This window comes from Paenibacillus sp. L3-i20 (assembly GCF_022180385.2).
Lineage (GTDB): Bacteria > Bacillota > Bacilli > Paenibacillales > Paenibacillaceae > Pristimantibacillus.
Genome location: NZ_BQME02000001.1, coordinates 32968 through 47406 on the forward strand (window position 1 = coordinate 32968; position 14439 = coordinate 47406).

Consider the following 14439-nt stretch of genomic DNA (forward strand, 5'->3'; position numbering starts at 1 on the left):
TGCCTTAAATCTCGTTACGGGTATTCATACTAAGGTCTCTCGTCATTGGCGAAAAGCAGGTCATCATACGCTTCCGAAGCAGCTTCCCACTCTTCATCATCTTCGATCGTTTCAAGCTGGGGTTCGCTTCCACCAAGAATAACTCGGAAGAGCTCTACCTCATCTTCTCCACGCATTGCTTCGTTTTGAAGCGCTGCATAAAGAACATCGCCAATTTGAAACTCGTCTTTGATGCTGAACAATTCGGTAACACCTTCTTCGGAAATGAGTTCAACATCATTGCCGAACGCTTCTTTCAAGTGACTTTGTCTCTTTGGAATGTTAGAGCTTTCAGACATTACTCTTGCTCCTCCAATTCGCCAAGAAGCGTATTAAACGTCTCCTCGACCATATTCCACTCTTCTTCATCTTCGATCGTATAAAGCTTAAGATCGTCGCCTTCTTCCTCATAACGGAATGCATAAACTTCATCTTCCTCGTCGTCTGCTCCGATAAGAGGTACTACCATCATATATTTTTTATCCGAATCATCCACTTCAAATTTCATGATGACTTCGAATTCCTCTTCATTACCTTCTTCATCCGGAATATAAATAATTTCCGGCTCTTCATATTGCAAATCTTCCTTTGTCATCGTTTCCCTCACCTTTTCGTTTTAGAATCGAGATAATTTTGCAAAATGAACGTTGCCGCCATTTTGTCTATCACTAGCTTTCTCTTCCTCCGGCTGACGTCCGCTTCTAAGAGCGTTCGCTCGGCAGCTACCGTTGTCAGCCTTTCATCCCAAAGGTGAACAGGTATATCTAACTTCTGCCTGATTTGTTCGGCAACTGCGATACTAATTTCACCTCGCGGGCCGATGGTGCCATTCATGTTTTTCGGTAAACCAATAACGATCTCGGAAACCTCATGTTCCTTTACGAGTTCAGCGATTCGATCAAGCTCCCCGCCGTCACGTCTCTTCTCAACGACAGTAAGCCCTTGAGCCGTCCATCGGAAAGCATCACTAACTGCCACTCCAATGTTGCGATCTCCGTAATCTAATCCCATTACTCTCATTTACTGCTTGGCTCCCTACATTACTGGTTCTTATGTTGCAAGTAAAACCGGACCAACTCTTCAATCAATTCGTCTCGTTCTTTCTTGCGAATTAAGCTTCTGGCATTGTTGTGCCGCGGAATATACGCGGGGTCACCGGACAGCAAATACCCAACGATCTGGTTAATTGGGTTATATTCTTTCTCCAGAAGTGCCTCATGCACTTGTAGAAGAATATCTCCCGAAGAAGCCTCCACCCCCTCAGCCTTCACGTTAAACTTCATTGTTTGGTCCATAGAACTCATCAACAGCACCTCGCTTTCTAAAACACATCCAAAAAAATGTTGCCTAGCACTATCATATCACATTAGCCCTACTCACAACCAGTTCTTCTACAAGTTTGAGCGCTTCATCAAGCTTAGTAATATCTTTACCGCCAGCTTGTGCCATATCTGGTCTTCCGCCGCCATTGCCACCACATACGACTGCAGCTTCCTTAATAATGTTGCCTGCATGGAAGCCTTTCTTCACTAGATCTGCTGACACTGCTGCAGCAAGATTCACTTTGTCGTCCTGTATTGCACCTAATACGATAATACTAGAGCCAAGTTTCAACTTTAGCTCATCGACGATTCCACGAAGAGCATCCATTGAAGGAGCATTAACTTTTGCACAAAGTATTGTAATGTCACCGACTTTAATTGCCTGCGAATCTAGCGAACCTGCTTCAATGCGACTTAACTTAGCTTGTAGCGATTCATTTTCACGTGAAAGTTCTTTTACTTGTCCGAAGATTGCTTCGATACGTTTAGGCACTTCAGTCACATTTGATTTAAGCAACGCAGCAGAATGCTTTAGAAGCTCTACTTGATCTTCATAATACGTATATGCATGTTTACCGGTAACAGCTTCGATCCGGCGTACGCCAGAGCCAATACCACTCTCAGATAATAACTTAAACAGTCCGATCTGTGATGTGTTGCCTACGTGACAACCACCACACAGCTCAAGGCTGTAATCTCCTACACGTACTACGCGTACAACATCGCCATATTTCTCACCAAAAAGAGCCATCGCTCCCATAGCTTTAGCTTCAGCTAAGGAATTATTCGAAATATTCACATCTGTGCCGATCCAAATTTGCTCATTTACTTTACGCTCGATTGTAGCTAGTTCTTCTGCAGTGATACCGCCAAAGTGAGAGAAGTCAAACCGTAGACGTTCGCCTTCAACGAGCGAACCAGCCTGATTAACATGATCACCAAGCGTTTCTTTAAGTGCTTTATGCAACAAATGCGTCGCTGTATGATTTTTAATAATATCTTCACGAATTGATCTTGCAACCGAAGCTGTTACAGTTCCGCCCGAGGTTACCGTTCCGGATACAACAATTGCATGATGAACACTTTGACCATGTGGTGCTTTTGTTACGTCTTCAACTTGAAGTTCGAATCCATCTCCAACTATCGTACCTTTATCACCGATTTGACCGCCGCTTTCTGCATAGAAAGGTGTCCGATCGAGAATAATCGCTACTTGACTGCCAAGACCTGCAATGTCAACTAATGCTTCATCTAACATAACTGCAATAATTTTTGACTCAGATACCAATTCATTATAGCCAACAAATTCACTTTTATCCGTAAAAGTAGCTAGTGGACCGCCTTGCACCTTCATGCTGCCTGTATCTTGACGAGCTGCACGAGCACGATCACGCTGAGCTTCCATCGCTGCATCAAAACCTTCACGATCAACACTCATTCCATGTTCCGCAGCAAAGTCTTCTGTTAGATCAAACGGGAATCCGAACGTATCATAAAGTTTAAATGCATCTTCGCCGTTAATTGAAGTAACACCAGCTCCACTTGCTTGCTTCACCAACTCAGACAAAAGAATCAATCCGTCAGACAATGTCTCATGGAAACGCTCTTCCTCCGTACGAATTACGCGCTCGATAAACTCCTGTTTCTCCACAACCTCAGGATAGTAGCTGCCCATTACTTCGCCTACAACTGGAGTTAGCTCGAACAAGAACGGACGATCCACACCTAACATTTTTCCGTAACGCACAGCACGACGAAGCAATCTTCGAATAATATAGCCACGTCCCTCATTAGATGGCATAACGCCGTCACCAACAGAGAAAGCAACCGTACGTACATGGTCAGCAATAACTTTAAGAGCAACATCATGCTCTTCATTCGTTTTGTATGTTACACCAGCAATCTCACAAGTACGATCGATAAGCGGACGGAACAAATCCGTATCGAAGTTGGAATCTACGTCCTGAATAATGGATGCGAAGCGCTCCAGTCCAGCACCTGTATCAATATTTTTGTTTGGTAGCGGTGTGTAACTGCCGTCTTTATTATGATTAAACTGGGAGAATACAAGATTCCATACTTCTAGGAAGCGTTCGTTCTCGCCACCAGGCCAGCATTCAGGATCGGATAAATCACCGTACTTTTCGCCACGATCATAAAAAATTTCAGTACAAGGGCCGCAAGGACCTTCGCCAATATCCCAGAAATTTTCCTCAAGCTTATAAATACGTTCCGCAGGTACACCAATCTTCTCATTCCAATAACGGTAAGCTTCTTCATCCTCTGTATAGACTGTTACCGACAGCCGTTCAGGATCGAAGCCAATCCACTTTTTGTCCGTTAGAAATTCCCATGCCCATGAAATAACTTCCTCTTTGAAATAATCGCCAATGGAGAAGTTGCCCAACATTTCAAAAAATGTATGATGTCTGCGCGTTTTGCCGACGTTTTCAATATCGTTTGTACGGATACACTTTTGCGAGTTTGTAATTCTTGGATTTTCAGGTATAACACGTCCATCAAAATACGGTTTAAGGGGTGCCATTCCTGCATTGATCCAAAGCAAAGATGGATCGTTATGTGGGACAAGTGACGCGCTTGGTTCAATTTTGTGACCCTTTTCCTCAAAAAACGCCAGCCATTTTGATCTAATTTCACTAGCTTTCATACGTAATCTCCTCCAAAGTTAAATTGATTTGGTCTAAAATACAGAAAAAAGCCCCTGTCATAGACAGGGACGAATTAGTTTCGCGGTACCACCCTGGTTATTACGCACAAAATAACGCAATCTCCTTATTTAGACGATAACGGGCCTAACCGGTGAAGTTCATTCACACTCCGAAAAGAGCTTTCGGCCATTCTTCGCCATGAGCACTCTTTCAACCATCGCTTACCGCTACACGGCTGTAAAGCGAAGGAGCACTCTCTCTGGCTGACGGGCAATGGCTTACTTCATTTCGTCAACGATTTGTGTACATATATGTTCAAATTATATCTACCGTCCACAGGGCTGTCAAATGATCTTTCGGCGGACGTAATAAGCAAACATATGCTGCACGATTACTTTGCAAGCTGCAAAAATAGGAACAGCAAGAATCATGCCTACGATGCCCGCAATTTCTCCACCTACCAACAATGCAAAGATGATGAGCAAAGGATGCATATGGAGCGTCCTTCCTACGACTTGAGGTGAAATAACGTTGCCTTCGAGTATTTGGCATGCTGTATTAACAACTGCTACTAATATCATCATTTTTAGCGAAACAGTGGAAGCCATAAGAAGAGCAGGCGCTGCTCCAAAGAATGGACCCATATAGGGAATAACGTTCGTAATCGCAACAATGCCAGCAAGAAGTAATGCATAAGGCATTCCTATGAGCAAATATCCGCAGTAGGCTAACACACCAACGATAAGACAAACGAGAAATTGACCCCGTATGTAACTTCCCAGTGCGTGGTCAATATCCTTCATTAATCTCACTGTGTTTTTGCGATGCGACTTAGGCACGTAAGTAATAACCGTTCGCTCGAACACATCAAAGTCCTTCAGAATGTAGAATGCAAGGAACGGAATAATAAAGGCAATGAACACGAAACTAAGTACCTTGCCAATATTGTTTACGAAGTCGAACAACGCTTCAGATACCTTCTTCTCCAATCCGATTAATGCCTTATCAACACCATCCCGAAAGCTCTCTGGCAGGAATGAGGTGTTATTAATATCAGTAACCAAGTTCTGTGCCTTCATAGACAGTTCTGGAATATGGCGATTCAGTTCCTGCACTTGATTGACAAACATCGGAATTAAATTGACCAATAACACCGTAATAGCACCACAAAAAACAGCATAAATGAGCAATACAGCAATCGTCCTTGGCACCCTTCTCTCATGGAGCAAAGTTACGATCGGATTAAGCACATAGGAAATAATCATAGCAATAATAAAAGGTGCCAACACCGCTTTGAGAAAATCATATATGGTAACAATTAAAGGCTTAAGCTGCATCAAAAAATAAATCGCGATAAGACTCAAAATGAAATAGATAAGCCACACAAAAAATCGGCTTTTCGTAAAACGTTCCATTCCTTGCACCTCCGAACATCCACCTTCACCTTGCTCATGCCTATATCCTGCTCTTGCAAAGTCAATGCACTGCTAGTTCAGTATATGTACAAGTTTACCCAATCATCCTTCTTTCACATATAAAAAAACGTCCAAGCAGTGTACAATGCTTGGACGTGATTTATTTACTAGAGCGTAATTTCAATACCAGCACTAGCATAACCATTAATCGAATTATTTAATTGTAATCCGGTTGAAGTTGCAGAAAAAACGAGCATGTAACGAGTGCCTGCCGTTACTGGAATGTTGAGGTTATTCAAAGTACCTTCGGACATTGCACCAATTGAGACAATGCCTGTTAGCTGTGGGAATAATGTTAGCAAAGTACCAGATACCGGGGTAAACAAGTTGGTTGAAGTTGCCTGATATAGTTCTACATTGATGGATACCGAAGTACCCAATAAAGCTTGAGCCGTATAAGTACTAAAAAATGCTGACAACGATCTTATAACACCATTTTTAGGTGCAGTAAATGCAAAGTTTTTTTGCGATGTAATGTCGAAAACTCCATTACCGTTCTTTTGCAGACCACTAACTGAATTCCCAAAACCTAAAGCAGCATACTGCCCAGATAGTCCTCCATTAATGGTTGTCAGACTAATTGGATCACCCGAAGCGAACGGAATAATTGTTGACGCTTGTGGACCTTGAATACCTTGAGGTCCTTGTGGGCCTGCTGGGCCTACTGGACCTGCTGGGCCTGCTAGACCTGTTGCACCATCGTTACCATCCTTGCCTGCTGGACCTGCTGAACCTGTTACACCATTCTTACCATCGATACCGTCCTTACCTGCTGGACCTGTCGCACCATTCTTACCATCATTACCGTCCTTGCCTGCTGGACCTGTCGTACCATTTTTACCATTGATACCGTCCTTGCCTGCTGGGCCTGCTGAACCTGTTGCACCATTCTTACCATCGATACCGTCCTTGCCTGCTGGACCTGTTGCACCATTCTTACCATCGATACCGTCCTTGCCTGCTGGACCTGTTGCACCATTCTTACCATCGATACCGTCCTTGCCTGCTGGACCTGTTGCTCCATCCTTCCCTGCTACACCGTCCTTGCCTTTTTCACCTGGGTCTCCCTTGTCACCTTTCGCACCTGTTGCACCCGTATCTCCTTTGTCACCCTTCGAGCCAGTCGATCCAGAACTACCTGATGATCCCGATGGACCTTGAGGGCCAGTGTCACCTTTTGGTCCTTGAGGACCTGTTTCCCCTTTTTGACCTTGTGGTCCTGCTGGACCTTCCTCACTGCTTATAATAATTACCGTTTGTTTTGTCTTATCCCATTCAACAACAGCACCAAACGTTTCTGCAATGAAACGTACCGGAACCATTATCCGCCCATTTTTTAATAATGGGGATTGATCTATTTGAACTTCAGTTATTTTCTCATCTTGAGTCAACTTCACCGTTTTCTTACCAACTGTGAACAATAGCGTAAGTTCATCCCAAGATACAGTAGCTGTTTTATCAGTACCGTTCCATTTAATGTCTGCTCCGAAAGCCTCTTCAATAAATTGAAGCGGCACCATTACATAACCATTTACTTTAATAGGTGGAGAATCTACTTCCAACGTCTTTCCATTCACAACTAATGATAGACCTGCTGCTTGTACAGCCGGCACAACAAGAATACTTAGCAACATAACTAAAAAGGCCAGCTTACTTGTCCATTTCAAATTCATCTTTATTCGACACCTTCTTTCAAATTGTGACTCTATTAATTGTTGATAGTCCAAAAAATAGTATATACGAATCATGGTAATATTATCTAGTAGTTATTAAGATTTACTAATTTTTATTTGTGACCATAATCGAAACAATAATGAATACTAATAAAAATCCTCAAAAATAATAAAAAACTTTCAGAGCTTATTGAAAATCCAAACAAAAAAAGACGACACAAGGTCGTCTTTGAATTATTTTATCAAGTTGTGGCTCGTCAGTTCATATGTGCTTCTGTTGGAAATTCATCTTCAAAAAAGAGATCATCCAGCGAGCTAAGCGTGCCGTCCTCTTCCACTTGGTAAACGGACATTTTTTCTCCATTGACCGACAGTTCTATGAAACAACCCCAGCAATAAAACTGATGGGAACCAATTTTTCCGATATCTTTTGAATTACAGTTCGGACATCTCATCATCATACATTTCTCCCTATTCTGTGAAATTGGAAGCTGCGACAGGCTCCAATTCCGCTTCACTGACAGCAGGAACAATAATCGCGTCTTCCCCGAGCAATACCATATCCGGATCACTCGGCGCTTTCAGCCATTTACGGCCCTCCATCAGATCCGAAACAAAACCGTCAGTAAGCTCATAGCCTACTATTTGTGTACCCTGAAATGGGTAAATATAAACATCTGACAGCAAACCAAGTTGTATTCCTTGAACCGTGACAACTGGAAAATCCTTTAACTTTACTATTCCAGTATAAAAAGCTCGTCCTATTTGCTTCGGCTTCATGGCTATTACGGCTTCTTCACTAGCAATTATGATCGCATCCTCACCGCAGCTCAGGATTTCACTCCATTGCACGACTCGTATAGAAGTTGCAAACCACTTCGCATATTCGAGAATAAGTCCGTTTAAGCCCCAATGCTCATCAAACCAGGCATCCTTCACTGTACCGACATGTTTGCCGGAACGAATTACGATAACTGGTAGACCTATTAGCCCTTGGAGTTTGATCACCTTGGATGGAGTCCTCCTACTTCTTATTGCGAAGGCGACTCACGATACGAGCAACAATCGGAGCAGCTTCTTCTAGTTCCTCCAAAGTATTCCCCAAACCAAAGCTAAATCTTACAGCTGAATCCAGTCTTTCTTGTGACAAATTCATTGCACGAAGTACATGTGATCTCTCCAATGACCCTGACGTGCATGCTGATCCACTGGCCGCTGCAATTCCCGCCATATCTAAATTCATCAACATCGACTCCGTATGTACACCAATGAAGCTGATATTCACGATATGAGGCAAACTATGGGTATTATGACCATTCACAACCAGCTCGACATCCGGTATAGCTTCATTAAGCAACTCTACCCATCTCTTACGAAGTGAATTCATAAAATGTTGCTTATTTTCGCGTTCGTTCACATAAATGTCAACGGCTTTCGCAAAACCAACAATTCCTGCCACATTTTCGGTCCCAGCACGACGTTTTCGTTCTTGCAATCCACCATGCTGCAATGATTCAAATGGCGTTCCAGCAGCTATATATAATGCCCCAACACCTTGTGGGCCGTTAATTTTGTGCGCAGAAAAGCTCATCAAATCGACTGGAAGCTCTCGCAAACGATAGTTCGTATAGGCCAACGTTTGAACTGCATCAACATGAAATAATGCATTGCCAGCGTGAACAATTTCCCCAATTTCTTCAATAGGTTGAATTGTTCCCACTTCATTATTGCCGTGCATAATGCTCACAAGTGCTGTCTCAGGTCTCATCGCTTCTTTCACTTGCTCAGGATTTACTCTGCCTTCTCGATCAACGGGGAGAACTGTGAGAGAGAATCCTTCATTGTCCTTTAAATATTCGCAAGTATGCAGAACAGCATGATGCTCCGTAGCAGCAGTAATAATATGCGATTTTCCACTTTTTCGTTGTGCCCTAGCCGCTCCGATTAAAGCAGTATTGTCACTCTCTGTACCTCCAGAAGTGAACATCAATTCTGTAGAACTACAGCTAATCGCTCCCGAAATAAGATCACGCGCACGACTGAGCTCCCCTTTAGCTGCTCGTCCGTACGCGTGAATACTGGAGCCATTGCCGCCGGGACCTTGCATCAGCTCTACCATCGTCTTGATGACCTCAGGATGCATAGGTGTTGTAGCAGCATGATCAAAATAATATTTATTCATTATTGTTCACCCTTTTAATGAGGTTGCTGGATTGATTACAGTACCTAAAAGAGTATAGCACACCCGTCAAGAACCCGCACTACGTATAGCATCTTTACAGTTTCTATGCATAAAAATGCGAATTCCAGCGAGCATTAATCGACATGCGTTAGATGGCGAAATTTAGTATGTTTGCAAAAATAATGTCGGATAATATATAATTATTTTGGAACTATTTAGGATATGTAGTCATAAAAGAAATAAAATATCGAAGAAAATAGGAGAGAAATTAATTTGAAAAAAATCTTATTTTAGCGTCATTGTTAGCATTGACACTGGCATCAGGCTGCAGCAACTCTTATGAAACAGTCGATTCTGCAAATACGACATCCACTACAACAAATGCTGCAGCAGAACAATCTGCAGATGCTATGGAAAAGTTTGACACTGCTGAGAAACTTGCGCTTGAGCACGTTACGGTCTTTATTAACGGATCAGATGTAGAAACTAAGAAGAAATATATTGAGGAAAACATTCATCCGCATAGTAAAGCCGCATACCAGCTAGTTACAGCCGTTTTATCCAGTGATCAGAAATTTGTAAACCCGAAAGTAATTGAGACGATTGAACCTAAAGACAACAAGAAGGCCGATACACTTACTTTAATAAGGGATGACAACAACAAAGAGGTTATTGTATATATCGTGGAGGATAAAATGAGTTGGGCTTTCTCATCAGAGGATGATTCTGAGGCATTAATGGTTGCTTTTGAAGAGGCACGATCTGAATTCAAATAAGTAGAAGGGCTGTCACAAAGGTGAAATGCACCCTGTTAAGTAGACAGCCCCGTTTTCTTTTTGTACAAATATTTCTCGAATCAATTCTTTATATGAACTGTTCTTTGGTCCCCATTCCACGTAACTTCCGCACCGAAAGCCTCTGCGAGTACTCTAATTGGTACACTTGTTACGCCGTTTTTTAACGTACCCTTCTGATCGAGCATTTTCCCGTTAACAACAATTTTAATCTCATCATTAGATGGTTTGGGCTTTAACTGTAGCTTTTCCCTTACTTGGTTAATGAACATTTCCCAGCTTGTCCACTTGCCTTCATCATACATCAGCCTAGGACATAATTTTCCTGACCAATCATAATGACGGCGCAGCCGATCCACACCCCAACCACGCTCTTTGAGCATAGAAGCAATTAGTTCGATAGCTCTCTCGACAGTCTTTGCATAATTACCACTCTCGCAAATTTCAATACCGATAGATTTTCGATTGCCTGGTCCATGTCCATCCCCCGCATGCCAACCAACTTCGCTAAGAGGTAAGCATTCTATAGCCTCGTGCTCATCAACAACGATATGATAGGATGCTGTTCGAGCATTGCTCGGGTTTGTTAACCAAGCGCGTTCGTTAGCAGCATTGCTCTTTGGATTGCCTGTGTTATGAATCGTAAGCGTCTCGGCCTTCATGACAATACCCGGGCGTCGATTACATGGTGTAGATCGAGGAATGTGGTTTATTTTATACTGATTAGTCATCTTCAGCCCTCGCTTTTACTTGTTTGACAATTTGGTGGCCATATACTGCAAAAGCTCCCGCAAGAACCCCCTGTATAATCGCCTCGGCTTTCCACCCAATAAGCCAAATGGTGAGAAATAACGCTATTGCTGTAACCAGATATACGATTGACCAATTAGGCACGTTAGGTGTTTGCTTGAGGATAAAGCCGCTCACCCAACATACAGCCACAACGATTAATAATTTTGCATCAATTAGTTGATAAATAACGTTCCAATCCAAGTGGATCACTCCTCAAATTTAGATGTCGTCTTTACTGCCGTCAAGTCTGTTAATTCTTTTATGCGCTTGTTTAACCGACTCTTCCAGACGAATAACTTGTCCAGACAATGCTTCAAAACGTTGTCCTTGCATACGTTGCTCCAGTCGCATATCATCAACACCGCGTTTAATATAATCAACGTCGGTTTTTAAAACGGCATCATTGCCAGCGTCAGACTTTGTGCTAAATTTGATCGCTCGATTAAGTCCAATCCAACCCAATGTAATCGTACTAACAATGCCAGTTGCAGTTATAAGCATCATAATGGTTGATAGCTGCATGCATTCTCCTCCCATAATAAAAGCCCCGCCGATTTGGCGGGGCTTACTAGATTTTTCAACTTCTTTTTTTACTCAGATGGAGTTACAGGTGGATTTTTCTCTGCAATTAACGCTGCTCGATATGGCACTGGTACAAATTCAATAAGCAAACGACCTGATTCAACTGCTGTCCGATACATACCAAGGTAAATTTCATTAAGCATGCGGAACACCTCCTTTCTCAAGTGTTTCAATTCGTTTCCGCAAATAGTCAACTTCCGACATCACTAGAGTTAATAGCATCGTGGCCATCTCCATGTTAATTTGATGTGTACTTTTTTGTGGGAGTACGTCAATACCCTTTGAATTTAAATACTCTACAACCGTTTGTAATGTTGGTTGCATACTACACCACCTCCAATGCTAATAATCTTGCTGCGTATTGCGCTAATATCCAGTCTTGTACGCCATCATGAGATTTTATTTCAGCTATATCTTGCACAGCTTGCGCGAAGGCACCGCCAATTGATGATTGATAGGTCAATGTTGCATCGATAGCGCTAGCCGTATAGGTGTGTTTGTCAAGGACTTCATAGGTTACGCTATATTTTGCTTTAGGATCGTAGTCTGCCATCTTAATTTCAGTATAAGCACCCCCGTTCCCTCCAACCCCGTAAACGGTGTGCCACTTATCATCAAGTTCTCCGTTTCGATAAACTGCTAGAAATTTTGTTGTTTTGTTTTTTAAAAAGCTTCCAGAGTCGATTATACAATTGATTACTTGCATTTTATATTCTGGGTAGTACACAGGATTTGCCAACTCGCGAACAACTACACCTTCCAGTAACTCAACCATATTACCGCCCGTGTGAAAGGTAATCGCTCCGATATCCCCAACTAGTTGCTCAATGATTGGTGTGGCTAGCATGTAATCTAGCGTTGCCCAAGCGTCCCAATTCGGGGCTTTGTTAGTGGATACGTAGGCTTCCGTATTCGTTGGCGGTGCTAGCCCGGTTAAGATAGATATCCACGAGGTATAAACGCTTCCGTTATTGGCAGTCGCTTTCCATCCGTTCAGGATTGCATTGACCGCGTTTGAGGAAGGATTAAGGGCATCCGACCAACCCGAATCAGCGTTAGAGATGGAGAGATAAAAATTTTTGTCAATACCATGGATATATTGTTTATCAGCAAAACGGTTTGTATCACCGTTAGGTACTATTTTTCCGTCAAATCTAATGGCAGAAGTTGAGCCGTCTCCATGAACTACTGTCGACATTGGATTCACAGGTAGTTTGCTTATTGGTAAAAAAAGAGATTTATATCCAATAAATCCATTGGCTAAGCTCCATGGAAGCATTCCGTCTAACTTCACGCCCGTCCGCCAACGCTTAAACACTTGCCCCGATCCGCTATCGTAACCGTCCGCTATACTACGGTCTACATTGCTGGCTAGTATAGTCGGTACGTTGATATAGTCGTTATTTTGCGGTGCGAATGGTGTAACAACTGATCCAAGCTCAAGTTGCGGATTTGTAAAAGTAAAACTTCCCGCAAATGGCGTAACTGCAATAACTCTAAGATAATGTGTTGTTGATCCAGTAGTAAATGATGATGAAAGTCCTACATTAAATTGCCTTATCCATTTCCCATCAACGTCGCTTTCAGCTATGACGTAGTTAGCATCAAAGTGGGAAGACTCACCTGAAAACGAATAGACTGTATTAGGTAGGGCATTAACACCGATATCGCTATTTTGATTGTCTTTCGTTGCTTCTGTAGTCAGTTTATAAGGTCCCATAATTTTTGCGTTTGGGTGAACATACCCCCATTCCGTAAAAGGTGGTAATAAATTCTTTCCCCTCTTTCGGAAACTCACGCCCTGCAAATGCTGCACTCCGTCAACATATGGATACTTCTCAGCAAGCATGGCACCCTTGTGTTCAGGATCAACATTAATTTTCGCGTAATCTGAAGCTGATATTTCGTATACACGTAGGTTGTCAATAAATCCAAATTGCCCTATAGATCCCTGTACATGGACATGTATATTAATATGATCTGAGCCTTTGAGTTCAGCCGGACTTATTTTAGCATTAATAGGTTCAAAAACAGATTTCTTGTCAGTACCTGGACCACCATATTGCGAAATCACGCCACCGCCATCAATATAAAAATACATTTGAATAGCAGTTTCATTTTTCATGTCTGCCATTAGTAGATAATGTTTATTAGGATTAATAAAAAGTGTTCTAAACGATGTTCCGTTGCCCGCTTTATTTAAAACAGTTTTCATTTCAGTAAGTCCATTTTGAGTGTGCGTTGTACCATTTTCTTGCCAAGTTCCGGCATTATTAATCAAATTAACAAGCGTCCGTCCCTTCACCTCTACGTTAGCACCAGATGCCTGGTCAGTTGTGATTAAGTTCACCTTACGATTGATATTTTGCTGTTGATTATTCATTTGCTGGTGCGCATCTGCTATACCTTTCTCCATATTGTTCAGGTTCCCCGCACTTAAAGGAGTGCCCTGCTGAACCACATTACCTTGGTTATCAACAATATGATCTTTCCATTCCGTTTTGTTATATTGCATTACTCAATCCTCCTAGACCCGTCGAAGGGTATATTTAAATGTAACAAGTAAACCGTTAACAGCTGGCTTGCTGATGCTGTCAGGCTGGTCATCCCATATTGCACCAGATGTGTCTATTACCCGAAAGCGTGTAATACTTCCCGAAACACGATCATCCAAATAAAATTGTATGGTTATGACATCACCAGTTAAACTGATAGTGTGAATGGGCATGTCGTGTGTCGTGCCGTTTAATACGTATGTTCCATGAGACAATTGATTCTTCAGCCAATCTTTCATTTTTTGATGCCCTGCTGCTGTAATCGCCATTAACCTACTCCCCCCTCTCCCCTATATTTGAATTAGTAGACCAATGTCACACCATACTACCCACTTAGATTCTTCTCCTATACCTAC

18 protein-coding genes are annotated in these 14439 nt (G+C 42.4%); 1 reads left to right on the forward strand and 17 read right to left on the reverse strand.

Annotated features, from left to right (window positions below; all coding sequences use genetic code 11):
• Positions 1–29: 29 nt before the first annotated feature.
• The 10 genes from MFF31_RS00155 to MFF31_RS00200 all read right to left on the reverse strand — a co-directional run bounded on the left by MFF31_RS00155 (position 30) and on the right by MFF31_RS00200 (position 9360).
• Positions 30–338, reverse strand: a complete 309-nt coding sequence (locus tag MFF31_RS00155; protein WP_238186163.1) for a DUF1292 domain-containing protein — start codon at positions 336–338, stop codon at positions 30–32.
• Positions 338–634, reverse strand: a complete 297-nt coding sequence (locus MFF31_RS00160) for a DUF1292 domain-containing protein (RefSeq protein ID WP_238186164.1) — start codon at positions 632–634, stop codon at positions 338–340. Before MFF31_RS00160 ends, MFF31_RS00155 begins: the two co-directional genes overlap by 1 nt.
• An 8-nt stretch (positions 635–642) precedes the next feature.
• Positions 643–1059 (reverse strand): Holliday junction resolvase RuvX, encoded by a 417-nt coding sequence (gene ruvX, locus MFF31_RS00165; RefSeq protein WP_238186165.1) that lies wholly within the window; start codon positions 1057–1059, stop codon positions 643–645.
• 20 nt (positions 1060–1079) lie between these two features.
• Positions 1080–1343 (reverse strand): IreB family regulatory phosphoprotein, encoded by a 264-nt coding sequence (locus tag MFF31_RS00170; RefSeq protein WP_238186166.1) that lies wholly within the window; start codon positions 1341–1343, stop codon positions 1080–1082.
• 52 nt (positions 1344–1395) lie between these two features.
• Positions 1396–4029, reverse strand: a complete 2634-nt coding sequence (alaS, locus tag MFF31_RS00175; RefSeq protein WP_238186167.1) for an alanine--tRNA ligase — start codon at positions 4027–4029, stop codon at positions 1396–1398.
• A 345-nt stretch (positions 4030–4374) separates the two neighbouring features.
• Positions 4375–5445, reverse strand: a complete 1071-nt coding sequence (locus tag MFF31_RS00180) for an AI-2E family transporter (protein ID WP_238186168.1) — start codon at positions 5443–5445, stop codon at positions 4375–4377.
• Positions 5446–5612: 167 nt separating this feature from the next.
• Positions 5613–7178, reverse strand: coding sequence for an exosporium glycoprotein BclB-related protein (locus MFF31_RS00185; RefSeq protein ID WP_238186169.1), 1566 nt, complete (start codon positions 7176–7178; stop codon positions 5613–5615).
• A 257-nt stretch (positions 7179–7435) separates the two neighbouring features.
• A complete protein-coding gene (locus MFF31_RS00190) occupies positions 7436–7636 on the reverse strand; it encodes a hypothetical protein (RefSeq protein WP_238188426.1) in 201 nt (66 codons plus the stop codon).
• Positions 7637–7649: 13 nt separating this feature from the next.
• Positions 7650–8186, reverse strand: a complete 537-nt coding sequence (locus MFF31_RS00195) for a PRC-barrel domain-containing protein (RefSeq protein WP_238186170.1) — start codon at positions 8184–8186, stop codon at positions 7650–7652.
• A gap of 16 nt (positions 8187–8202) precedes the next feature.
• The gene (locus MFF31_RS00200; protein ID WP_238186171.1) at positions 8203–9360 is read right to left on the reverse strand and encodes a cysteine desulfurase family protein; all 1158 of its coding nucleotides are present in this window, start codon (positions 9358–9360) and stop codon (positions 8203–8205) included.
• Positions 9361–9668: 308 nt separating this feature from the next.
• On the opposite strand from MFF31_RS00200, the gene MFF31_RS00205 reads away from it, so the two are divergent.
• A complete protein-coding gene (locus tag MFF31_RS00205) occupies positions 9669–10136 on the forward strand; it encodes a hypothetical protein (RefSeq protein WP_238186172.1) in 468 nt (155 codons plus the stop codon).
• Between the two features lie 80 nt (positions 10137–10216).
• On the opposite strand, the gene MFF31_RS00210 is transcribed toward MFF31_RS00205, so the two are convergent.
• The 7 genes from MFF31_RS00210 to MFF31_RS00235 all read right to left on the reverse strand — a co-directional run bounded on the left by MFF31_RS00210 (position 10217) and on the right by MFF31_RS00235 (position 14352).
• Positions 10217–10885 carry an N-acetylmuramoyl-L-alanine amidase gene (locus tag MFF31_RS00210; RefSeq protein WP_238186173.1) on the reverse strand — a complete coding sequence of 223 codons (669 nt, stop codon included), beginning with the start codon at positions 10883–10885 and terminating at the stop codon, positions 10217–10219.
• A complete protein-coding gene (locus tag MFF31_RS00215) occupies positions 10878–11147 on the reverse strand; it encodes a phage holin family protein (RefSeq protein ID WP_238186174.1) in 270 nt (89 codons plus the stop codon). The genes MFF31_RS00210 and MFF31_RS00215 overlap by 8 nt, the downstream gene beginning before the upstream one ends.
• Positions 11148–11165: 18 nt before the next feature.
• Entirely contained in the window at positions 11166–11468 is a 303-nt protein-coding gene (locus MFF31_RS00220) for a hypothetical protein (protein WP_238186175.1), read from the reverse strand.
• Positions 11469–11536: 68 nt separating this feature from the next.
• On the reverse strand, positions 11537–11671 hold the full coding sequence (locus MFF31_RS25125; RefSeq protein ID WP_282570400.1) for a hypothetical protein: 135 nt from the start codon (positions 11669–11671) through the stop codon (positions 11537–11539).
• Entirely contained in the window at positions 11664–11852 is a 189-nt protein-coding gene (locus MFF31_RS00225; protein ID WP_238186176.1) for a hypothetical protein, read from the reverse strand. The genes MFF31_RS25125 and MFF31_RS00225 overlap by 8 nt, the downstream gene beginning before the upstream one ends.
• A gap of 1 nt (position 11853) precedes the next feature.
• Positions 11854–14043, reverse strand: a complete 2190-nt coding sequence (locus MFF31_RS00230) for a hypothetical protein (protein ID WP_238186177.1) — start codon at positions 14041–14043, stop codon at positions 11854–11856.
• Between the two features lie 12 nt (positions 14044–14055).
• Positions 14056–14352 (reverse strand): hypothetical protein, encoded by a 297-nt coding sequence (locus MFF31_RS00235; protein WP_238186178.1) that lies wholly within the window; start codon positions 14350–14352, stop codon positions 14056–14058.
• Positions 14353–14439 lie beyond the last annotated feature (87 nt).

What these genes read in the sequence shown, in the direction of transcription:
- alaS (WP_238186167.1), bottom strand. Translation starts at nt 4,029, where the DNA reads ATGAAAGCTAGTGAAATTAGATCAAAATGGCTGGCGTTTTTTGAGGAA.
- MFF31_RS00220 (WP_238186175.1), bottom strand. Translation starts at nt 11,468, where the DNA reads ATGCAGCTATCAACCATTATGATGCTTATAACTGCAACTGGCATTGTT.
- MFF31_RS00210 (WP_238186173.1), bottom strand. Translation starts at nt 10,885, where the DNA reads ATGACTAATCAGTATAAAATAAACCACATTCCTCGATCTACACCATGT.
- MFF31_RS00160 (WP_238186164.1), bottom strand. Translation starts at nt 634, where the DNA reads ATGACAAAGGAAGATTTGCAATATGAAGAGCCGGAAATTATTTATATT.
- MFF31_RS00225 (WP_238186176.1), bottom strand. Translation starts at nt 11,852, where the DNA reads ATGCAACCAACATTACAAACGGTTGTAGAGTATTTAAATTCAAAGGGT.
- MFF31_RS00200 (WP_238186171.1), bottom strand. Translation starts at nt 9,360, where the DNA reads ATGAATAAATATTATTTTGATCATGCTGCTACAACACCTATGCATCCT.
- ruvX (WP_238186165.1), bottom strand. Translation starts at nt 1,059, where the DNA reads ATGAGAGTAATGGGATTAGATTACGGAGATCGCAACATTGGAGTGGCA.
- MFF31_RS00185 (WP_238186169.1), bottom strand. Translation starts at nt 7,178, where the DNA reads ATGAATTTGAAATGGACAAGTAAGCTGGCCTTTTTAGTTATGTTGCTA.
- MFF31_RS00235 (WP_238186178.1), bottom strand. Translation starts at nt 14,352, where the DNA reads ATGGCGATTACAGCAGCAGGGCATCAAAAAATGAAAGATTGGCTGAAG.
- MFF31_RS00155 (WP_238186163.1), bottom strand. Translation starts at nt 338, where the DNA reads ATGTCTGAAAGCTCTAACATTCCAAAGAGACAAAGTCACTTGAAAGAA.
- MFF31_RS00230 (WP_238186177.1), bottom strand. Translation starts at nt 14,043, where the DNA reads ATGCAATATAACAAAACGGAATGGAAAGATCATATTGTTGATAACCAA.
- MFF31_RS00180 (WP_238186168.1), bottom strand. Translation starts at nt 5,445, where the DNA reads ATGGAACGTTTTACGAAAAGCCGATTTTTTGTGTGGCTTATCTATTTC.
- MFF31_RS25125 (WP_282570400.1), bottom strand. Translation starts at nt 11,671, where the DNA reads ATGCTTAATGAAATTTACCTTGGTATGTATCGGACAGCAGTTGAATCA.
- MFF31_RS00190 (WP_238188426.1), bottom strand. Translation starts at nt 7,636, where the DNA reads ATGATGAGATGTCCGAACTGTAATTCAAAAGATATCGGAAAAATTGGT.
- MFF31_RS00170 (WP_238186166.1), bottom strand. Translation starts at nt 1,343, where the DNA reads ATGAGTTCTATGGACCAAACAATGAAGTTTAACGTGAAGGCTGAGGGG.